General features: G+C 69.3%; 22 protein-coding genes. 19 read left to right on the forward strand and 3 right to left on the reverse strand.

From position 1 onward, the window contains the following. Positions 1-2 precede the first annotated feature (2 nt). Positions 3-770 (forward strand): glucose 1-dehydrogenase, encoded by a 768-nt coding sequence (locus tag H5398_RS10490; protein ID WP_220489312.1) that lies wholly within the window; start codon positions 3-5, stop codon positions 768-770. A 27-nt stretch (positions 771-797) separates the two neighbouring features. Then, the gene (locus H5398_RS10495) at positions 798-1,751 is read left to right on the forward strand and encodes an aldo/keto reductase (RefSeq protein WP_182799961.1); all 954 of its coding nucleotides are present in this window, start codon (positions 798-800) and stop codon (positions 1,749-1,751) included. A 6-nt stretch (positions 1,752-1,757) separates the two neighbouring features. Here H5398_RS10495 and H5398_RS10500 read toward each other — a convergent pair whose 3' ends face one another. Beyond that, positions 1,758-3,623 carry a beta-galactosidase gene (locus H5398_RS10500; RefSeq protein ID WP_182799962.1) on the reverse strand — a complete coding sequence of 622 codons (1,866 nt, stop codon included), beginning with the start codon at positions 3,621-3,623 and terminating at the stop codon, positions 1,758-1,760. A gap of 138 nt (positions 3,624-3,761) precedes the next feature. Between H5398_RS10500 and H5398_RS10505 the strand changes: the two genes are divergently transcribed. The 17 genes from H5398_RS10505 (at position 3,762) to H5398_RS10585 (ending at position 16,519) form a co-directional block, all read left to right on the forward strand. Then, complete coding sequence (locus tag H5398_RS10505; RefSeq protein WP_220489313.1) at positions 3,762-4,202, forward strand: PTS glucose transporter subunit IIA; 441 nt, start codon at positions 3,762-3,764, stop codon at positions 4,200-4,202. A gap of 24 nt (positions 4,203-4,226) precedes the next feature. Continuing rightward, on the forward strand, positions 4,227-5,105 hold the full coding sequence (locus H5398_RS10510) for an EamA family transporter (RefSeq protein ID WP_182782804.1): 879 nt from the start codon (positions 4,227-4,229) through the stop codon (positions 5,103-5,105). After that, positions 5,062-5,547, forward strand: coding sequence for a Cys-tRNA(Pro) deacylase (gene ybaK, locus H5398_RS10515; RefSeq protein ID WP_182782805.1), 486 nt, complete (start codon positions 5,062-5,064; stop codon positions 5,545-5,547). The genes H5398_RS10510 and ybaK overlap by 44 nt, the downstream gene beginning before the upstream one ends. Before the next feature lie 9 nt (positions 5,548-5,556). Continuing rightward, complete coding sequence (locus tag H5398_RS10520; protein ID WP_182782806.1) at positions 5,557-5,841, forward strand: GNAT family N-acetyltransferase; 285 nt, start codon at positions 5,557-5,559, stop codon at positions 5,839-5,841. An 83-nt stretch (positions 5,842-5,924) separates the two neighbouring features. Beyond that, positions 5,925-7,961: a threonine--tRNA ligase gene (gene thrS, locus H5398_RS10525; protein ID WP_182799963.1), complete on the forward strand. Its 2,037-nt coding sequence runs from the start codon at positions 5,925-5,927 to the stop codon at positions 7,959-7,961. After that, positions 7,954-8,496, forward strand: coding sequence for an HIT domain-containing protein (locus tag H5398_RS10530; protein WP_182799964.1), 543 nt, complete (start codon positions 7,954-7,956; stop codon positions 8,494-8,496). The genes thrS and H5398_RS10530 overlap by 8 nt, the downstream gene beginning before the upstream one ends. A 76-nt stretch (positions 8,497-8,572) precedes the next feature. After that, the gene (locus tag H5398_RS10535; RefSeq protein WP_370586110.1) at positions 8,573-9,319 is read left to right on the forward strand and encodes a hypothetical protein; all 747 of its coding nucleotides are present in this window, start codon (positions 8,573-8,575) and stop codon (positions 9,317-9,319) included. Continuing rightward, positions 9,316-10,368: a glycosyltransferase family 4 protein gene (locus H5398_RS10540; protein WP_182799966.1), complete on the forward strand. Its 1,053-nt coding sequence runs from the start codon at positions 9,316-9,318 to the stop codon at positions 10,366-10,368. Before H5398_RS10535 ends, H5398_RS10540 begins: the two co-directional genes overlap by 4 nt. 4 nt (positions 10,369-10,372) lie before the next feature. Further along, positions 10,373-10,960, forward strand: coding sequence for a CDP-alcohol phosphatidyltransferase family protein (locus H5398_RS10545; RefSeq protein ID WP_370586111.1), 588 nt, complete (start codon positions 10,373-10,375; stop codon positions 10,958-10,960). Then, positions 10,957-11,742 carry a DUF881 domain-containing protein gene (locus tag H5398_RS10550; RefSeq protein WP_182799967.1) on the forward strand — a complete coding sequence of 262 codons (786 nt, stop codon included), beginning with the start codon at positions 10,957-10,959 and terminating at the stop codon, positions 11,740-11,742. Before H5398_RS10545 ends, H5398_RS10550 begins: the two co-directional genes overlap by 4 nt. A 1-nt stretch (position 11,743) precedes the next feature. Continuing rightward, entirely contained in the window at positions 11,744-12,076 is a 333-nt protein-coding gene (locus tag H5398_RS10555; RefSeq protein WP_182782812.1) for a small basic family protein, read from the forward strand. Then, positions 12,069-12,818, forward strand: a complete 750-nt coding sequence (locus H5398_RS10560; protein ID WP_182782813.1) for a DUF881 domain-containing protein — start codon at positions 12,069-12,071, stop codon at positions 12,816-12,818. The genes H5398_RS10555 and H5398_RS10560 overlap by 8 nt, the downstream gene beginning before the upstream one ends. An 83-nt stretch (positions 12,819-12,901) precedes the next feature. Further along, on the forward strand, positions 12,902-13,390 hold the full coding sequence (locus H5398_RS10565) for an FHA domain-containing protein (protein WP_182782814.1): 489 nt from the start codon (positions 12,902-12,904) through the stop codon (positions 13,388-13,390). Further along, complete coding sequence (locus H5398_RS10570) at positions 13,390-14,070, forward strand: MerR family transcriptional regulator (protein WP_182799968.1); 681 nt, start codon at positions 13,390-13,392, stop codon at positions 14,068-14,070. The genes H5398_RS10565 and H5398_RS10570 overlap by 1 nt, the downstream gene beginning before the upstream one ends. 13 nt (positions 14,071-14,083) lie before the next feature. Then, positions 14,084-14,548, forward strand: a complete 465-nt coding sequence (locus H5398_RS10575; protein WP_182782816.1) for a bifunctional nuclease family protein — start codon at positions 14,084-14,086, stop codon at positions 14,546-14,548. 173 nt (positions 14,549-14,721) lie between these two features. Next, entirely contained in the window at positions 14,722-15,285 is a 564-nt protein-coding gene (locus H5398_RS10580; RefSeq protein ID WP_182782817.1) for a MerR family transcriptional regulator, read from the forward strand. A 40-nt stretch (positions 15,286-15,325) separates the two neighbouring features. Further along, positions 15,326-16,519, forward strand: coding sequence for a YhjD/YihY/BrkB family envelope integrity protein (locus tag H5398_RS10585; protein WP_182799969.1), 1,194 nt, complete (start codon positions 15,326-15,328; stop codon positions 16,517-16,519). Between the two features lie 10 nt (positions 16,520-16,529). Here the strand turns inward: H5398_RS10585 and H5398_RS10590 are convergent, their stop codons facing one another. Together H5398_RS10590 and H5398_RS10595 are read right to left on the reverse strand one after the other, a co-directional pair. After that, positions 16,530-18,866: a glycoside hydrolase N-terminal domain-containing protein gene (locus tag H5398_RS10590; protein ID WP_182799970.1), complete on the reverse strand. Its 2,337-nt coding sequence runs from the start codon at positions 18,864-18,866 to the stop codon at positions 16,530-16,532. Further along, positions 18,863-20,905 (reverse strand): beta-galactosidase, encoded by a 2,043-nt coding sequence (locus H5398_RS10595; protein ID WP_370586112.1) that lies wholly within the window; start codon positions 20,903-20,905, stop codon positions 18,863-18,865. The genes H5398_RS10590 and H5398_RS10595 overlap by 4 nt, the downstream gene beginning before the upstream one ends. Positions 20,906-20,999: the final 94 nt, after the last annotated feature.

Below are 20,999 nucleotides of genomic sequence, written 5' to 3' on the forward strand. Positions count from 1 at the left end.
TCGTGACCGTCTCGTTCTCCCTGCGTGACCAGGTCGCCCTGGTCACCGGTGCCTCCAAGGGCATCGGCCAGGCGATCGCCGTGGCGCTCGCCGAGGCCGGCGCCCGCGTCGCCTGCAGCGCGCGAGCCGAGGAGAGCCTCACCGAGACCCTGGGCCTCATCTCCGACGTCGGAGGCCTCGGGGTCCCCGTCGCGTGGGATGTCCGTGACCCTGAGGCGGCCGGGCCCGCCGTTTCCTCCGTGGAGGAGCGCCTGGGCCCGCTCCGCCTCGCCGTCAACAACGCCGGCATCGGCGCGGGCACCCCGGCGCTGGAGCTGACACCGGACCAGTGGCGCTCGGTCTACGCCACCAATGTCGACGGCGTGTTCTGGTCATGCCAGGCGCAGGCCCGTGCCATGCAGGCACACGGTGAGGGGGGAGGAATCGTCAACATCGCCTCGATCTCGGGCCACATCGCCAACCGTAACCTCACGCAGGCGCAGTACAACTCCGGCAAGGCAGCGGTCATCCACCTCACGAAATCGCTCGCCGTCGAGTGGGCGGGCCTCGGGATCCGCGTCAACGCGGTCAGCCCCGGCTACACACTGACGCCCATGAACCAGCGCCCGGAGGTGGCCGATCTTGTGCTGGAGTTCGCCGACAGCACACCCCTGGGCCGGTTGGCGACCCCCGAAGAGATCGCCGGTCCGGTGCTGTTCCTCCTGAGTCCCGCAGCCAGCTACATCACAGGTGCGGACCTGCTGGTCGACGGAGGCTACTGCTGCTGGTAGCCGCCGACCAGCGCCTAGGGTGGGGCCATGGAGCAACGCAGCGTCGGCACATCAGGGTTGAAGGTCAGCGTCGTCGGGATGGGGTGCAACAACTTCTCCCGGCCGGGAACCGCCACGGAGTCCCTTGAGCAGAGCGTGCGGGTCATCGGCGCAGCCATCGACCAGGGAGTCACGTTCTTCGACGGCGCCGACATCTACGGTGGTGCCCCGGGACGCAGCGAGGAGTTCCTCGGCGTTGCGCTGCGGGGCAAACGGGATCAGGTGGTGATGGCCACCAAATTCGGGCATCAGGACTTCACGATGCCCGGCTCCGAGGCTTGGGGCCCGAAGGGCGCGAGGCGCTATGTCCGCTCGGCCGTCGAGGCCTCCCTGTCGCGGCTCCAGACGGACTGGATCGACCTCCTGCAGATGCACACCCCGGATCCGGAGACCCCCATTGAGGAGACCCTGGAGGTCCTGACGGACCTGGTGGGCGAGGGCAAGGTTCGCTTCATCGGGCACTCCAACTTCACCGGGGACATGGCGCGCGAGGCCGCAGAGATTGCCGTGGCGGAGGGCCTCGAGTCCTTCGTTTCGGCCCAGAACGAATACTCGCTTCTGGTCCGCGACATCGAAAACGACCTTCTTCCGGCGGCCGTGGACCTGGGGCTCGGCGTCTTCCCCTACTTCCCGCTGGCCAACGGACTCCTCACGGGCAAGTACACCCGCGACGGTGGCGGCGAGGGGCGGATGCGTTCCATCAAGTCCGCCCAGCTGGCGGGCGTGGACTGGGATCTGCTCGAGCGCTACCGGCGGTTGTGCGAACGCGCCGGTCACACGATGCTGGAGGTGACCGTCCAGTGGCTGCTCGGCCAGCCGTCCATCACCTCGGTGATCGCCGGCGCGACGCTGGTGGAGCAGGTGGCGCAGAATGCCGCCGCCGGGTCCGCCGCGGTCCCGGACGGGGTGCTGGACGCCGTCGACGAGATGTTCGCCCCCTGACCGGATTCAGTGGGACGTGATGGTCACGGAGTGGGAGACGTGGTCGATGACGAAGGTCACATCGCCCCGCTGGACGACTTCCGTGCCGGGCTCCGGGGCGGCCTCCACGGGCCTGGCAGCCAGGCGCGCAAGGGAGCGCAGGCCCTCGTCGTCGGGGATGGTCGCCACGTAGATGGCCCTCCCCGCGCCCAGCGTGCGCATCGTGACGGCCGGCCTGGCGTCCGCGCGGCCTCCCTCGAAGCTCGCCAGGACCTCGGCGGTGTCCACCGTCAACTCCTCCGCACAGTGCGTGCCCTCGAATCTTCCGAGTGACCCCGCCACTGGTGCGCTCTGCTGGCCAGGCGGAGTCAGCGCCAAGGCACCGAAATCGGTCACGCGCATCCCGAAACTCTCGCCGAGGAGAGTGGTGAAGCCACCGGCACGGAACCTGTCGTGTTCGTCCACGATGTCACTGAAGGGCCCCGTCACCACGGTGCCTCCCCGCTCCAGCACGGACAGTATGCCTTGGGCGGCGTGCTCGGTGAGCAGGTAGAGCAGGGGGGCGAAGACGGTGTCGTAGTGGCCGAGGTCCGCCTCCGCGTCGACGACGTCCACCAGCACGCCCAGATCGAGAAGTGCCGAGTGCCAGCGCTGGATCTGGGCCAGATAGTCCAGCGTCACCGGATGGTCCGGCTGCTCGATCGCCCACCTGTTCTCCCAGTCGTAGACCAGCGCCACCCGTGCCCGAAGCCGGCCGAGAGGCGGCAACTCCTCCAGCGCCGCGCCCAAACCGACGACCTCGCGCCACGTCCGCGTTCCCGTGCCCGCATGGGGAAGCATCGCGGAGTGGAACTTCTCCGAACCCGCGCTCGACTGCCGCCACTGGAAGAACATCACGCCGTCCGCCCCACGTGCCACGGCCTGCATGCTCAGGGCGGACATCTCACCGGGCGCCTTGGGCGCATTGCTGGGCCGCCAGTTCACCGCGTTGCTCGCCTGCTCCATGAGGATCCAGGGCGTGTCCGGCTTGAGTGAGCGGATCAGATCCCTGGTGAATGCCGCCGAGCGCCACGCGTCGGGGTCGTTGGGATCCGGGTAGCTGTCGTCGGAGATCACGTCCAGATGGGGTGCCCAGCGGTGGTAGTCCAGCGGCTCGAACGCCCCCATGAAGTTGGTGGTCACGGGCTGCGTGGCCCCTGCGTCCCGAATGATGCCCTTCTCCATGAGGTACAGGTCCAGAAGGGCGTCGGAGGTGAAGCGCTTGAAGTCCAGCACCCCGGCCGGATTGAGGCTGTAGGGCGCCTTGCGCGGGGGGACGATCTCGTCGAAGGATCCGTAACGCTGGGACCAGAAGGCGGTGCCCCAGGCGCGGTTGAGATCCTCGATGCCCGCGTAGCGCTCGGCCAGCCACACGCGGAAGCCGCGGGCTGCGTTGTCGGAGTAGTCCGCGGGGAGGTGGCAGCCGAACTCGTTGTTGACGTGCCACAACTGCACCGCCGGGTGCGACGCGTAGCGTCCGGCGATGGCGGCGACCAACTCCCCGGCCAGCCGCCGATAGTCCGGTGAGGTGGGGGCGTAGGCCTGGCGGCTGCCGTGCCAGAACCGGGACCCGTCACGGTCCTCGGGGAGCGCCGAGGGGTACGTGATGCTGAGCCACGGCGGCGGCGAGGCCGTGGCCGTGGCCAGGCACACACCGATCCCGTGCGCGTGGAGAATGTCGAGCACCCTGTCCAGCCAGACGAAGTCGAACACGCCCTCGCTGGGCTGGATCCTGGCCCAGGAGAAGATCCCGACGCTGACCAGATTCACCCGCGCCTCACGCATGAGGCGGACGTCCTCGAGCCACACCTCCTCGGGCCACTGCTCCGGGTTGTAATCTCCGCCGTAGTACATCGCCATCGTCCTCGATCGGGGGGGCCGGCCCTGCCGAGCCGCTCCGGGCAAGGATAGGGGAGTTGCCCCCCGTCGGCGCAGCGTGGCCCCGGCGGCGATAGGGTGCGCAACACATCGACATCCGAAGGAGCATGTGTGATGCAGATTCTCGCCCCCTGCGCCGGCCAGGTCATCGCGATCACCGACGTGGCGGACCCCGTGTTCAGCGCCCAGACCGTAGGCCCGGGCGTCGGGATCGAACCCGACGGAGGGCGCCAGGTCGTCGTCGCCCCCGCTGACGGAACCCTGCTCAAGGTCAGTCCCCACGCCTTCATCCTCCTCGTGGGAGGGGAGATCGGGATCCTCGTCCACATCGGCATCAACACCGTCAAGCTGGCCGGCCAGGGTTTCGAGGTGCTCGCCGACCAGGGCAGCGACGTGACGGTAGGGACACCGATCGTGGCCTGGGATCCGGCCTCCGTGACGGACCCGTCGATGTCGAGGACCGTGGTGGTGGTCGTCATGGACGCGGAGCCCGACTCGGTCTCCGACGTGGCAGGCGGCACCGTAGCGACGGGTAACCCGCTCTTCACCTGCTGAGACGCGCCCCGATAGTGTCGCGGGGTGAGCCGAATCCACCCCGTCGTCCTGGTGTTGATCGCCATCGCGTCGGTGCAGTTCGGGGCCGCCCTCGCGAAGGGCATCTTCGACGCGGCACACCCCGCCACGCTCGCCTTCCTGCGTGCAGCCATCGCCAGCCTCGTGTTCCTGCTCATCGCCCGCCCGCGGGTCTCGGGCCGGTCCCGAGGGGACTGGCTGGTGGCCACCGGCTACGGGTTGTGCCTGTCCGGGATGAACCTCCTCATCTACCTGAGCATCTCGCGGATCCCGATCGGCCTCGCCGTCACGCTCGAGTTCGTCGGCCCGCTCGGGTTGGCGGTGCTGGGCTCGCGGCGGGCGGTGGATCTCATCTGGGTGGCGCTGGCCGCCGGCGGCGTCGTACTGCTGGGCTCAGGCCCGACGGAGCCCGACCTCATCGGCATCGCCCTCGCGCTGGGAGCGGGCGGACTGTGGGCCTGCTACATCGTCCTGGCCGGCCCGCTCGGCCGCCGCTGGGAGGGCACCAGCGGGCTGACGGTCGGATCGCTGATCGGGGCCGCGGCCCTGGCGGGTCCTGGCGTCGCCCTCGCCGGCGGGTCCCTGGGAGACCCGCGGGTGCTCGTCGTGATCTCGCTCGTGGCGCTGCTCAGCACCGTCATCCCCTACGGCCTGGAGCTGCGTGCCCGTCGCAGCATCGCGGCCGGCACGTTCGGCATCCTGATGAGCCTCGAACCGGCAGCGGCGGCACTGTTCGCGTGGGTGGTGCTGGGAGAATTGCTGCACCCGATCGAGTGGTTGGCGATGGCCGCCGTCATCGCCGCGTCGATCGGGGCCATCCGCACCGCCCGGAGGAGGACACATGACCAAGCCACACGGAGCCACACCGGCGTTGAAGGCGCTTGACGCGGCCGGGGTGAGCTACCGGGTGCATGAGTACGTGCACGATCCCCGGGCCACCAGCTTCGGGCTCGAGGCCGCGACCGCCCTCGGGGTGCCGGCCCGTCGGGTGTTCAAGACGCTGCTCGCCTCCGACGGCGCGGCCTTGGTGGTGGGGGTCGTTCCTGTCGACACCACCCTCGACCTCAAGGCCCTCGCCACCGCCGTCGGGGTCAAGCGCCTGGCCATGGCAGCTCCGGCCGTCGCCGAGCGCTCCACCGGCATGATCATCGGCGGCATCAGCCCGCTCGGGCAGAAGCGCAGCCTGCGCACCGTCGTCGACGCCTCCGCCATGGACCACGACACCGTGCTGGTCTCCGGAGGACGGCGAGGGCTGGATGTGGAGCTGTCGCCCCACGAGCTGGTCCGGCTGACCGGGGCCTCGGTCGCCGTCATCGCGGCGGGGTAGTCTCGAGCCATGACGGAGAACCTCACGTTGACCAACAACGCCGCCGCCAACCGCTACGAGCTCCACCACGGGCACGAGCTCATCGGCCTGATCGACTACCGGATCGACGGGGACGTGGTGGACATGCACCACACCGAGGTGGACCCGGGCCACGGGGGCAACGGGCACGGCAACCGGATCGTTGAGTTCGCGCTGAACGACGCCCGCGAGGCGGGGTTCAAGGTCAGGCCCACCTGTCCCTTCGTCGCCAAGTACCTCCACCGGCACGAGGACTTCTGGGATCTCCGAGCCTGACCCGCCCCTGAGGTGACGCCCACGCCGCTGAGGGGCACAATGGGCCCTGATTCACACTGACCGTCACACCCGAGGGAGCCCCGATGAGTGGAGCCATCACCATCCGCCGCAACGACGACGCGCAACAGGTGACGCTGACCACCACTACCACGGGCCTGGACCTGTTCGGTGATGACCGCAGCGTCGTGGCCATGCGGGTGAGCGGGGAACTTCGTGATCTGGCCGCCGAACTGGTGGAGGGGGACGAGGTGGAGCCGGTGCTGATCGACAGCCCTGAGGGCCTCAGCATCCTGCGCCACTCCGCAGGGCACGTCACCGCGCAGGCGCTGCAGGGCCTCTTCGTGGACGCCAAGCTCGGCATCGGCCCTCCCATCACGGACGGCTTCTACTACGACTTCGCCACCGCCCCCCTCACGCCCGAGGACATTAAGTCCATCGAGAAGCAGATGGGCCAGATCGTCAAAGAACGCCAGCGCTTCGTCCGCCGAGTCGTCACCGACGACGAGGCCCGCGCCGAGCTCGCGGCCGAGCCATTCAAGCTGGAACTGGTCGCGGACAAGGGCTCGTCGTCGGACGAGGACGGCTCCAGCGTCGAGGTGGGCGCCGGCGAGCTCACCATTTACGACAACGTCCGACGAGACGGCTCAGTGGCCTGGAAGGACCTGTGCCGCGGACCCCACGTCCCCCACACGGGCTATCTAGGAAACGGTTGGGCGCTGACCCGCACCTCTGCCGCCTACTGGCGCGGTGACCAGCGCAACGCAGGGCTGCAGCGCGTCTACGGCACAGCCTGGCCCTCGAAGGAGGCGCTCCAGGCGTACAAGAACCGCTTGGAGGAGGCAGCCAAGCGTGACCATCGCAAGCTGGGTGTGGAGTTGGACCTGTTCAGCTTCCACGAAATCGTGGGCTCGGGCCTGCCCCTGTTCCACCCCCGCGGCGGCGTCATCAAGCGGGAAATGGAGGACTACGTCCGGGCCCGCCACATCGAGGAGGGGTTCGACTACGTCGGCACCCCGCACATCGCCAAGGAAGAACTGTTCTACACCTCCGGACACCTGCCCTACTACGCCGACGGCATGTTCCCACCGCTGCTGGAGGACGCCGAGCGCGACGAGCAGGGTGTCGTCGTCCGGGGGGGCCAGGCCTACCGCCTCAAGGCGATGAACTGCCCCATGCACAACCTGATCTTCGCCTCCCGCGGACGCTCCTACCGTGACCTGCCGCTGCGTTTCTTCGAGTTCGGCACCGTCTATCGCGATGAGAAGTCCGGCGTCATCCAGGGCCTGACCCGGGTGCGGTCGATCACCCAGGATGATTCGCACAGCTACTGCGCCAAGGAACAGGCGCCGGACGAGGTGCGCCACCTGCTCAAGTTCGTGCTGTCGCTCCTCAACGACTTCGGCCTCACAGACTCGGTGCTGGAGGTCTCCACCCGCGACGAGGACGGCAAGAAGAAGGACAAGTTCATCGGCTCGGACGAGCAGTGGGCCGAGGCGACGGCGGTGCTGGACGAGATCGCGGCCGAGTCCGGTCTCCCCATCGTCGCGGACCCCGGCGGCGCGGCCTACTACGGCCCCAAGATCTCCATCCAGGCCAAGGACGCCATCGGGCGCACCTGGCAGATGTCGACCATCCAGTACGACTTCAACCAACCTGAGCGGTTCGGGCTCGAATACACGGCCCCGGACGGCAGCCGCCAGCAGCCGGTGATGATCCATTCGGCCAAGTTCGGTTCCATCGAGCGGTTCATGGGGGTGCTCATCGAGCACTACGCCGGCGCCTTCCCGGCGTGGCTCTCACCGGTTCAGGTGATTGCCATCCCGGTGGCCGCGGAGTTCGACGAGTACCTGGGCGGCGTTGTCGCCCAGCTCCGAGCCAGTGGCGTCCGGGTGGACTTCGACGACTCCGATGACCGCTTCGGCAAGAAGATCCGCAACGCGGCCAAGGAGAAGGCTCCCTTCGTGCTCATCGCTGGTGGCGATGATCGCGACGCAGGCTCGGTGTCATTCCGGTTCCGGGACGGCTCTCAGCGCAACGGCGTGCCCGTGGCGGAGGCGGTGGCCACCGTCGTGGACTTCATCGCCTCGCGATCGAACACCTCCCCGACGGCCGATGCCTGAGTCCGAACCAGAGACCAGCGACGAATTCGCCGGGGTCCCGGACGCCTTCCAGCGGCTGTGGACCCCGCACCGGATGGTCTACATCAAGGGCGATGGCAAGCCACGCAACAAGGGTGAGTGCCCGTTCTGCTCCTCACCGCGCCGCGACGATGCCGAGGGCCTCGTCGTGGCGCGCGGCGAGCATGCCTATGTGGTGATGAACCTGTTCCCCTACGCGCCCGGCCACCTCCTCGTGTGCCCGTACCGTCACGTCGCCGACTACACCGACCTGACTCCTGAAGAGGCCATGGACGTGGCCGCGCTCACGCAGCGGGCGATGACGGTGGTGCGGCGGGTGTCCCGGCCGGACGGGTTCAACATCGGTATCAACCAGGGGGCTGTGGCCGGCGCCGGCATCGGCATGCACCTTCACCAGCACATCGTGCCGCGCTGGTCCGGCGATATGAATTTCCTGCCGATCGTGGCGCAGACCAGGGCGCTGCCGCAACTCATCGGTGAGGCCCGCTCCCTGCTCGCCGAGGCCTGGCGGGCCTGAGGTGAGGTTCAGCGGCGCGGTCTGGGCGGTCGGTGGCCGGCTCCCGCGCCGATGCGGCGACAAGTTGGCGCGGGTCGTGGCACCGGTGGCCGCGCTGATGCCGCTCCGAGGAGTTGCTTCCTGGGAAGCCACCATCGAGCGGGCCAACGGGAGACAGCCCACACGCGCCCAGCGTCGCCTGCTCGTGGAGAACTGGCTGCGCAATCTGCTGTGGTCGTTGAGTCTGGCGCGGTGGTCCGACGAGGAGGTCATGGCGGTCATCGATATCTCCGCCGGGGATGAGGCCAAACTCCACTCCTCGCTCGCTGGTCCGGGTCTCGTGGCGGCTCTGCCGCACATGGGTTCCTGGGACTTTGCCGGCGCCTGGGCCGCCCGCGTCGGCATCCGGGTGGTCAGCGTGGCCGAGCGGCTTCCCGACGGGCTCTTCGAGCGGTTCCGTGACGCCCGGCAGGGCATGGGAATGACGATCTACCCCGTGGACCAACCCGAGCTCATGCACGCCCTCGCCGACGACATCCGTGCCGGGCGACTGGTATGTCTGCTGAGCGACCGCGATCTCTCATCGCGCGGCCTCCGTGTCACATGGCCAGAGGCCGGTGAGGTGGGCGTGCCGGCCGGGCCCGCACTGCTCGCAGCCCGCACCGGCGCAGACCTGCGGGTGGTCACCACCGGCTTCCACGGTGGCCGGCTCCGCCTGGAGGTGTCGGACCCGATCCTTGGCGACAGCCCTGAGGCATTGATGCAGGGCGTCGTGGAGCGGTTCGCGTACGCCGTGCGGCGCAGCCCGGAGAATTGGCTCATGTTGCGCCGGATGTTCAGGTGAGCCTTCGGGTGACGCTCGTCTGCCCCTACTCCCTGGACGAACCAGGGGGTGTGGCCACCCACGTGCTCGGCCTCGCCCGCTGGCTCCAGAACGAGGGCCACCGCCCCGTCGTGGTGGCACCGGGGGAGCGGGCCCAGGAGTGGGGCGTCCCGGTGACGTTGCTCGGCGCGGCGCACGGGATCCGGTTCAACGGCTCGGTCGCCCACCTGGCGATCCGTCCCGCGCAGGCTCGGGTGGCGGCTCAGGCGGTGATGGGCTCCGACGTCGTCCACGTCCACGAGCCGTTGACGCCAGGGGCGGCCTTTGCTGCGGCCAGGGCGTCGCGGCGCCTGGTTGTCACGCACCACGCCTCCTTCGATCCGGGCCGGGCGGGCGCGCTGATCCGACTCAGGGCCGCGCTCCTCCCCGAACGGGTCACCGTTGCGGTCTCGGAGGCGGCCGCCAGGACCGCACACGCCGTCACCGGCATCGAGCCCCTGATCATCCCCAACGCCATCACGGCGCCGACGATGCCGCGTGCCGACACCCGCGAACCTGGAGGTCGGCCACTGGTGGTCTTCGTGGGCCGGCTGGACGAGCCACGCAAGGGCTATCCACTGTTCGCGACGCTGGCCGACCAGGTACCCGAGGCCGATTTCGCCGCCATCGGTCCGGGGCTGGGGTCCGGGGGCCGGGTGCGCCAGCTCGGACGCCTCGACGACGCGGCCAAAGCCCTGGTGCTGCAGAAAGCCTCCGTGCTGGTGGCGCCCAACCGGTTCGGGGAGAGCTTCGGCATGATCCTGGTGGAAGCGCTGGCCCATGGCTGCGCCGTCGTGGCCACGGACCTGCCCGCGTTCCGTGACGTGGTGGACCATCCCGGCTTCGTGTCCTGGTTCCCTGTCGACGACGTCGCCTCGGCCCGCGTGGCGCTCCGTCGACGCCTCGCGGCACCCGTCGACCCGACGGCGGCAGGTGCGCTCGTCCGTCGCTACACCTGGCCCGCCGTCGGTCCCCGGATCCTGGATGCGTACGCACTCGTGGCCGGTGCACCCGGCGCTGACGTAGGCTGAGGACGTGCACAGCTCGCCAGTGGTCAAGGAGTGGGACACCGAAGCCGTCCTCACGGTGCCCAACGTGCTGTCGTTCATCAGGTTGCTGGGAATCCCCGTCTTCTGCTGGCTGATCCTGGCCGGCCACGACCTCGCCGCCGTCATCATGCTGGCGGTGTTCGGCGTCACGGACTGGTTCGACGGCTACCTCGCGCGGCGGCTCAAGCAGCGAAGCCGGCTGGGCACCCGATTGGACCCCATCGCGGATCGGCTCTACATCCTCGCCGCGGTGGCGGTGCTCCTGGTCCGCGGCATCGTGCCCTGGTGGTTCCTTCTCATTCTCTTCGCCAGGGACGTCATGCTGGCAGCGCTGGTGCCGGTCCTCCGCAGGCACGGGATGCTGGCGCTCCCCGTCAACCTCGCGGGCAAGGCGGGCACCATGCTCCTCCTCCTCGCGCTACCCCTGATCCTGCTCGGCTCCGCCACCTCCCTGAACCTTGTCTGGGCCCACTACGCGGGTTGGATCCTCGGCGCCCTCGGCGCGGTGGTCTACTGGGCCGCCGGACTCCTCTACGTCCGCGCCACGCTGCAGCTGCACAGGGGCGATTCGTGAGGCGTCCCGACGCCAGCATGAGCCTCCTCACCGACATCCAGGCCGACGCGCTGGAGCCCGGTTACCGGCAGCAGACGGAGCGGAGGCCCAGCCGCAGCCGGCTCCTCATCGCGGTCGCCCTGGTCAGCGTCCTGGTCACGGTCGCCGCCCTTCAGACCACCCGCGGCGCGGGAGACATCGCCGCGCAGCGCACAGAACTCCTGGACCGGGTGGCGGCCGCGCGGGCGCGTCAGGACGAGTTGGCCACCCTCTCAGCTGAGTTGGGGGCCGAAGTGCGCGAACTCAGCGAGCGTGCGCTGGGAGATCCCGTCGAGCGGCAACGCCTCGCCGACGCCGAGTTGTCGGCAGGCAGCCTCCCAGTGAGCGGTCCCGGCATCGTGGTCACCGTCGATGATGCCCCCGAAGCCACCCAGTCGCAGGGACTGGTGCTCGACAGCGACCTCAGCCGCCTGGTCAACGGCCTGTGGGAAGCCGGCGCCGAGGCGGTCTCCATCAACGGGCGCCGGATGAGTGCGCTGACCCCCATCCGGGGGGCGGGGGCCGCCATCACCGTGGACTTCGTCTCCCTCAGCCCTCCCTACCGGGTGGAGGCCATTGGCGACTCCCGCACCCTCCCGGCCCGCTTCAACGAGACGGCCGCCGCGGCGTGGTGGCAGTTCCTCACCATGAACTACGGCCTGACCATGGACATCGAAGCCTCCGATGAGGACCTTCAACTGGAAGCCGATCCCGGAATGACCATCCGCTATGCCACCACGGCCGGTACCGACGAGGAGAACTGACGTGTTTGCGATCTTGGGACTGGTGGCAGGGGTGGTCGTGGGACTACTGCTGCAGCCCACGTTGCCTCCCGTGCTGGCCCCGTACCTTCCCATTGCCATCGTCGCGGCCTTCGACGCCATCCTCGGCGCGACCCGGGCCTATCTCGAAGGCATCTTCTCCGATCGGGTGTTCCTGGTCTCCTTCCTCTCCAACGTGGTGATCGCAGGGCTGATCGTCTTTGTCGGGGACCAGATCGGCGTGGGCTCGCAGCTGTCGACAGGAGTGGTCGTCGTCCTGGGAATCCGGATCTTCACCAACGCCGCCGCGATCCGACGGGCGCTGCTGCATGCCTGAGACCAAGGCGCGTCGCGCCACGAGGCAGCAACCGACCGGGCACCTCCGGGCGTTCTTCCGGCCCAGCCGGGGCCAGTTGGTGGCCGGCGTTGCCCTCTTTCTCACCGCCCTCATCGTGGTGCTCACCCTTCGCTCCCAGGCCAACCAGCCCGAGTTCGCCAACGTGCGCCAGGCGGATCTGATCCAGCTGCTGGACAACGTCACCGTCGAGACGCGTCGGCTGGAGGACGAGGTGCGTGAGCTTGAGCAGGCCAGGACGGAGCTCCTCAGCGGCGCTGACAGGGACGAGGCCGCCCGCCTGGAGGCCGCCCGGCGCCTCGAGCAGGCCCAGATCATCGCCGGCACCATCCCCGTGACCGGCCCAGGGATCCGGATCGAGATCAGGGACCCGCAGGGCCGTGTGGGCGCCGAGTTGCTCCTGGACGCCGTGGAGGAACTTCGCGACGCCGGCGCCGAGGTCATCGAGCTCAACGACACCGTCCGGCTCGTGATGCGTTCGTGGTTCAGCACCGACCCCTCGGGACGGGTCACCGCCGACGGTGTCGCGCTGGAGGAGCCCTATGTCATCGAGGCGATCGGCGACCCCGCCACCCTCGAGGCCGGCGCCCGGTTCCGTGGGGGTCTGGTCAGCGAGATCGAGGGCGACAGGGTGGGCGGCCGTGTCCAGATCACACAGTTGGATGCCATCGATATCGACTCCGTGGCCGCACCTGGGGACAACGAGTTCGCCAGACCGCGGTAACGCAGTTGATAGCGGGTGATAAGTTCCTCAGGTAGCGTTGTACGCTCAGCGCCCCACCGATGTCCTAGTGAGGAGTCCCACCCATGAAGTGCCGACAGTGTGGATCTGAAAGCCCGTCGGAGGCGCGGTTCTGCAGTGTCTGCGGCGCCCCACTCACGGACCCCACCGGTGACACCACCACGATGATCCCCGTCACCGCTGACGACAGGCCGGGCGTCGAACTCACCGAGCAGGAGCGCGCCGAGGCCAAGTTGCTGGCCGAAGGGAACGCCCTTCTCGTCGTCAACCGCGGCCCCGGTGACTCCAGCCGATTCCTCATCGACAGCGACATCACCAACGTGGGCCGGCACCCGGAGTCGGACATCTTCCTCGACGACATCACGGTCTCGCGCCACCATGCGAAGTTCGTCCGCAGCGGCGGGAAGCTCTACCTGGAAGACCTGGGAAGCCTGAACGGCACCTACGTCAACCGCACGCTGCTCGACGGTCGGACCGTGCTGCGCGAGGGCGACGAGATCCAGATCGGGAAGTACCGTGCCACGATCTCGCTGAGCGAGCCCGGTCTGAGCTGATGCCCGGCGCGGCGCGCACCATCGGCCGCGTACTGGAGATGATCCGGGCCGAATTCCCGGACATCTCCGTATCCAAGCTGAGGTATCTCGAGACGGAAGGCCTGATCTCCCCGGACCGCCAACAGCCTTCGGGCTACCGGAGGTTCAGCCAGCAGGACGTGGACCGGCTGCTCTATGTGCTGCGTGCGCAACGCGACCGCTACCTCCCGCTCAAGGTCATCCGCGAGGAACTTGACGCGCTCGATCGCGGAGAGCAACCCGAGTCACTGGCCTCGGTGAGCGCGGACGAGGAGCCCGCGGCCGAGCGTCGCCAGACGTCGCGCCCCTCCTCGGGCCCCGGCCTCATGACGCGTCGCCAGGTCTTGGGCGAGTCCGGTCTGGGGGAGGCCTCCCTCATCCATCTGGAGCGGCTCAAGATCGTCCAACCCCGCCGCGGGTCCCAGCTGTACGGACGTGAGGCGGTGGCGATCGCCACCGCCGCCAAGAAGCTCGTCGGCTACGGGATCGACCTGCGCCAGCTCAGGGTGATGCAACAGGCCGCCGCGATGGAGGCCGCGGTGGTGGAGCAGGCGCTGGAGCAGTATCAGCGCCGCTCGGGACCGCCGCCGGACGTGGTGACGGACCTCTATCGAGTGGTGATGCAGGCACACGCGGCCCTGCTCCACGGCCAGATCCACTGAGTAGGCTGTGACCATGATCCACCTCGACGTGCTCGGCATCCGCCTGGTCTCCACGGAGGAACCCGCCGTCCTGCTGCTGCAGGAGCGCGGTGGCTCGAGGTGCCTGCCGATCTGGATCGGCACGATCGAGGCCGCGGCCATCGCCAGCGGAATGGAGGGGCCCGAGTCCGCGCGGCCGATGACTCACGACCTCCTCGCGGCACTGCTCCCACTCATCGACCCCGGACAGGGCAGGGTGGAGATCCTCGCCGTCGAGGACGGGGTGTACCGGGCGCAACTTCACCTGGGCGAGCATGTCGTCGACGCCAGGCCGAGCGACTGCGTGGCCATCGCGGTGCGACTGGGATGGGAGATCCAGTGCCCTGCAGCGCTGATGGATGAAGTAGGGGTTGAGGTTGAGGCAGCCCAGACCGACGAGGTCGAGGCCTTCCGCGCGTTCCTCGACAGCGTCAGCGCAGACGACTTCGAAGACGAATAATGCCTAGTCAGATGCCAGATTGCTGCGGCACTGCGAGTCCCGCCAACCAGAGTGCGGTCGTCGGTCCGGCAACTTTCTCAGGGCGGCTCGGGCGTGTCGCGGACCGGTGCCCGCGCGCCCGATTAGCGTCAGCCACGTCGATGATCCATCGCCGCCGTAGGAAGTGAGGGAACGTGACCGAGACGCCAGAGGCCGAGCCGCTGCAAGCCCTGCTCTTCGACGGCGACTTCGCGCCCGTTCCCAGTGACACCGGTTACCGCGGCCCGATCGCCCACCGCGTGGCAGGAATCACCTACCGCCAGCTCGATTACTGGGCTCGGACCGGCTTGGTAGTCCCGTCCATCCGTAACGCCGAAGGCTCCGGTACCCAGCGTCTCTACTCCTTCCGCGACATCCTGCTGCTGCGCGTGGTGAAGCGCTTCCTCGACATTGGGATCTCGCTGCACCAGATCAGGGTGGCCATCGACCACCTTCACACCCGGGGGGTCGACGACCTCACCGAACTCACCCTCGTCAGCGACGGGTTCAGCGTCTACGAGGTGACCTCCGCCAACGAACTGTTCGACCTCACCCGCGGCGGTCAGGGCATGTTCATGATCTCGGTCAGCAGCGTGTGGCGCGAGTTGGAGGGCACCCTTGCGTCCCTGCCGGGGGAGCGCACCGTGGAGTCGACCGTCGTCGAGCCGTCGGATCCCTCCGACGAGCTGGCACAGCGTCGCCGCGCCCGGGTCGTCTGAGCACCCACACGGTCCGAGGCACGGGGGTAAGGTCTGGTCCGTGAAGGACTGGATCGAGAAGGTGACCGCCCACCCCGTCGTTGCCCACGGCATGGCAGCGATGGACCGGTACAACAAGCGGCTCGGCCCCCAGTTCGCCGCAGGAGTCACGTACTTCTCGGTGCTCTCCATGGTCCCCATCCTCATGTTCGCCTTCTCGATGCTGGGCCTGACGCTCACCGTGCTGCGGCCAGACCTGTTGGACCAGATCAAGGAGACCATCGACGCAGAGCTCGGCACCAGCAGCCTCGCCAAGAGCCTCAGGGCCGTGGTCGATGACGCGTTCTCCAACTGGGCCTCGGTCACACTCGTGGCGCTCGCGACCGCCGGCTACTCCGGCTCGAACTGGGTGGGCAACCTGAAACGCGCCGTGCGGGTGATGTGGGCCGACTCGTTCAGCGACGGCGCCTTGAAGGGCAACTTCTTCGTCGAGCTCGCCATCAACCTGGCCATCTTCGTCGGTCTGCTCGCGACGGTGGGGCTGAGCCTGGGCGTCGCCTCGATCGGCGGCGGCTTTTCCAGGCAGGTGATCGAGTGGCTCGGCTGGAGCCATCTCCCAGGGATCGGGTTCGTGTTCCAGGCCGTGGGGCTCGCGCTGAGCCTGGTGGCGAGCTGGATTCTGATCGCCTTCCTTTTTGTGGTGCTCCCCAGGGCCACCGCAGCGCCAAAGGCCTGGCTGACCGGCACCCTGATCGGTGCGGTCTCGGTCACCGCGCTCCAGCAGATCGCGGGCCGGCTGGTGGGAGTGTTCTCACGGAATCCGGCGATCGCCGTCTTCGGCTCCACCATCGTGCTGATGCTTGTGTTCAACATCCTCGCCACCATCATTCTCATGTCGGCTGCATGGGTGGGGACGCACGACGTGTGGGCGGCCGAGCTCGCCCGCAAACGGGCCGACAACACCTCGGACCTCCTTGAGGCGAGCCGCATCGACGTGGACGAGACCCGACCCGCCGGGGCGGCCGGGGCGCCGCGTCGGTGGGCGGCCACGCGAACCCTCGATGACCTGCGCCGCGCCGAGCCCCTGCCGCCCCTGTCGACGGACCCTGAGCGAGGTGTCCGGCAGGACGTAGCAGGCAGGAGCGTCCGGATCGGAGCCACGCTGGGCTACGGGGTGGGTGCGGCCACCGGTCTGGGCCTCGGCGCCGCCCTCGCCACACTGGTGCGCCGACTGGTCGCTCTGAGGCGTCGCTGAACCCAGGACGCTAGTGGGCGGGATCGAAGTCGACGTGGACCCGGCCCTGTGCCGGCACCTCGACGTCCAGTTCCTCTCCGCAGTGGGCAAGGAGGTACCTGCCCGCGTGCTGCGGTGAACGCGCCGTGAGTGAGACCCGGGTCGGCCGGCGGTGCCGCCAGGCCAGGTCCACGTGGATCCCGGGACGCGCAACCAGGCCGGTGACCGCACCATCGTCGAGGCCTGGGGCGAGCGCCGGCAGCACCTCGATCCTGCCTGGGCGGTGGCTCTGCAGCAGGGACTCGACGAAGGCGCCGAGGAAGCCGAGGTTGCCGTCGATCTGGAACGGGGGATGAGCCGCGAACAGATTGGGGTAGAGCCCACCTCGGTGCGCGATCCCCGCCCCATCGTCGGCCGGCCTCAGCACGAGGTTGAGCAGACGACCCACCGCCGCACCGTCGCCCAGGCGCGCGCGCAGCGCGATCTTCCAGGCCAACGACCAGCCCGTTGAGTCGTCACCGCGGGCGTCGAGTGTCGCGGCGGCCGCGGCGTCCACCGGGCCGGGCTCAGCGGCCCCGGGGTACCAGCCGAACAGGTGGGACAGGTGCCGATGCTGCACATCCTCCTGCTCGCGCGGCTCCCCCCACTCCGCGACCGTGCCGTCCGCCGAGACCCGGGGCCCCGGTATCCGGGTGGCCATCTTCCACGCCTCGTGCGCGATCGGATCCTCCGGGTCACACGTGGCCGCGATCTCCGCGGTGAGCAGGAGGACGTCCCGGACCAGGGCGCGGTCCATCGCCGAGGACCGGGTCAGCGATGCCGGCCGGCCCTGATGGAGGTAGCGGTTCTCCGGGGAGGTCGACGGGCTCGTGTAGGGCACCCCGTCGGCGTCCAGGCGCAGAAAGTCCAGCAGGAACCGCGAGGCGCCGCGGGCAACTGGCCAGAAGCGCCGCAGCGTGTCCTCATCCATCCCGCCGAAGCGTCGCTGTTCGTCGAACTGGCGCACCAGCCACGCTCCACCCATCGCCCACTGCGACCAGGACGCGTCGCCGTTGGTGGGGAGCGTGTAGGCCCAAGCGTCCGAGTTGTGATGCGCCACCCAGCCTCGCGCTCCGTAGAGGCGACGTGCGGTGTCCTCCCCGCGCTCTGCCAATGCCTCCAGGAGAGGAAGGAGCGCTCGATGACTACCGGAGGCCCCAGTGCTCTCGGCGCCCCAGTAGTTCATAGGCAGGTTGATATTGAGCGTGTAGGCCGACGACCAGGGGGGCTGCAGCTCAGCGTTCCAGATCCCCTGGAGGTTTGCCGGCAGGCAACCGTCGCGGCTGGAGCTGAGCAGCAGGTAGCGACAGTACTCGAGGAGGAGCGCCACCAGGGCCGGGTCGGTGGCGGGCACGTCGCCGCCCGCAGCCCCGGTGCGGAGGCGCTCAGCGGGATCCCGTCCGGTCGCGGCCGCCCCGTCGAAGGCGCAATCAGGGCCCAGGCGCACCGTGAAGCGTCGGGCGCGCTCGGCATGGGCGAGTACGTGCCGGCGTAGGGCCTCGTCGGGCACGGCGGTGGCGCGCATGACTGCCCTGCCGATGGCGTCCTGGAGCGCCTCGGGTGGTCGGGTGGCGCTGGTGAAGGTGGTCTCCAAGGCGACCGCCACGTGCGTGGACGTGGCGCCTCGGATCAGGAGGGCCTCCCCGTCGGCGGCAGGCTCGCCGTCCGTGGTGACACGCAGCCGCACGACGGCGTGCAGCGGCTCGATGCCTGGCAGGTCCCAGGTCAGGGCCGGCGAGTCGGGCTCGTGACTCGGCGCGACGTCCGCCGGGAGCGCCGCGACCAGCGTGAGGGCGTCGGCCGCCACCTCCGTGGACACGACCTTCAGCGGCGTCGACAGGCTGATCCTCACCTCACCCGGGGTGCTGGAGCGCACGGTGTGGACCAGCACGTCATCCTCCAGGCAGGTGGCGGTGGTCATCTCCCAGGTGCCGCCGTCGACGGTGAGGGCGGCGGTGTGGACGCCGGTGGTCAGATCCAGGGTCCGGGTCACGGCGGCACCGGCGGTGGGGAGCTGCACTTCCACTTCCCCCACCGGCAGGAAGGCCTGCGAGTAGCCGTGCTGCAGGGGGCGCAGCGCCTCCTCGGCGCCCACCGGATCGTCCGCGTCGATCAGGGCGCGGCCGCGGGACAGAGCGGCGGACGCGTCCAGGGGATCGACCAATCCCTGGGCCGCTGAGCCGACCCCACCTGACCAGGCGGTGGCCTCGTTGAGCCCGATGCGCACCCGGGTCGGTTCCACGCCCACCATCGCGCCCAGACGCCCATTGCCCAGGGGCAGTCGGTCCAGCCAGGACTTGGAGGCATGCCGGTAGGTCAGGCTGGTCATGCTGCGCCACCGCCGGGGTTGGATTCGCGCACCACGGCGACGTCGCCCGCTGCGATCGTGTGCCGGCCCTGGATCTCCTCGCCGCTGAGCAGGTTCAGCCCGGACACGTCCACTGCCCGGGGGGTGTCGGTGTGGTTGATGGCGAAGAGGTAGCTGGCGCCGCCCGCGCGTCGGCGCACCAGCTCCAGCCCGTCGTAGGGTGCGGTGGGCAGGCCCGCCTCGGCGAGGACCCGCGCCAGGAACACTGTCAGGGACGCAGCCTCGAGCCGCGTCGACACATAGTGGACGTGCCCACCGCCAGGCCGGACAAGACGGGTGACGGCCGGTGCGCCGGCACCGATGACCGGATGGGCATCGGCGGTGTAGCTCGCCACTGCCTCGGCGCCCCGCAGCTGGAGCACCTCGGTCCAGGAGCCACCCGAAGAGCCGTCGGACAGGGTGACCCGCGACGCATCGGGCAAGGGCACATGCTCCTCGACCCGGATGCCCGCGAGCTCTGCGAACGCACCCGAGTAGCTGCCCTGTCGCACCCGGAGGTGCTCGTCGGTGGAGCCCACGAAGTGCCACACGGCGAGGTGGCCGCCCTGCTCGACGTGACGGGCGAAGGCCGAGGCCTGAGCGTCGCTGACGGCGAGCAGGGAGGGCACCAGGACCACGTCGTAGGCGGACAGATCCCCATCGGGGGACACCACATCGGCCACCACACCCAGCTCCCAGAGCGCGGTGTGCACGCCTCGCACGGCCGGCAGGAACTCCACGTCGGCCGACGGCAGGGCCGGGGTCTGGGCAGCCCACCAGGCGTCGGCGCTCCACACGATGGCCACCCGTGCCTCGACGACGGGACCTTCCCCAGGATCCGCGACCGCCTCGGCCACCGACTCCAGCTCCGCCCCCAACTCGGCGAGCTCCCGGAAGATCCGCGAGTCCGCGCCCACGTGCGGCACCATCGCGGAGTGAAAGAACTCGGCGCCCACCAGGGGGGAGCGCCACTGGAAGAACAGGGAGCCCATGGCGCCACGGGCCAGGTACTGGTAGGTGTTTCTGCGCATCCGGCCCGGCTCCTTGGGGAGCATCCGGCCGCCGGCATAGTCGTAAATGAGGCTGGTCGCCTGTTCCATCAGCAGCCAGGGCCTGCCGCCGGCGAACGACCGGGCAAGGTCCGCGCCGAAGGCCACATGGGTCTCGCCCGCCGGGCCGGCATCGTCGAGATAGTGATCGATCGAGACCACGTCGATCTCGCGGGCGAAGGCCCACTGGTCGTAGTGGTTCCAGGTGGGGAGCATGAAGTTGGTGGTGGTCGGAACGCCCGGGGTGAGCTCGCGCACCACGGCCACCTGGTCGCGGAGGCAGTCCAGCAGCACGTCGGCGCTGAATCGTCGGAAGTCGAGGACGTGCGAGGGGTTGGGGAGGTACTGGGTGGCCTGCGGGGTGTGGAGGTCCTGCCAGTCGCTGTAGATCTGGGACCAGAACGGCGTGTTCCAGGCCGCGTTCAGGGCGTCGAGATCGACGTAGCGTCTCCGCAGCCACGCCCGGAAGGCCTCGTCGGTGACAGGACCGTGGGAGAGGGTTCCGTACTCGTTGTGCAGGTGCCACATCGCCAGGGCGGGATGCGCGCCGTAGCGCTCCGCCAGCACGCGGGTGATCCGCACCGCCGCCTCCCGGTACGCGGGGGCAGCCGGATTGTAGGTGTCGCGGCTGCCGTGGATGAGGCGCACCCCGTCGGCCGTGACCGGCAGCGCCTCCGGGTGGGCGCACGTGAACCAGGGCGGGGGAGAGGCGGTGGGGGTGGCCAGGATTGCCCGCGCGCCCGCCGCGTGCAGCCTGTCCATGGCATCGTCCAGCCAGCCGAAGGTGTAGCGACCCTCGGCCGGCTCCAGCGACGACCAGGCGAACACCCCGACGGTCGCGGTGTTGACATGGGCGGCGGCCATCAGGTCCATGTCCTCGTCGAGAACACTCGACGGCCACTGCTCCGGGTTGTAGTCGCCGCCGAACCACACGCCGTTGGCAAACTGTCGAAACGATTCGATCCTGCTCACGCGCTCACAGTACACGCAGCCGCCCAGCAGCGGAACACCTCTCTGGGTTGCGTTCTGCATCCGAGGGGGGAACCGGACCCGCCGCCCGCCCCCG

The organism is Tessaracoccus sp. MC1679 (assembly GCF_014164775.1).
Classification (GTDB): Bacteria; Actinomycetota; Actinomycetes; order Propionibacteriales; family Propionibacteriaceae; genus Arachnia.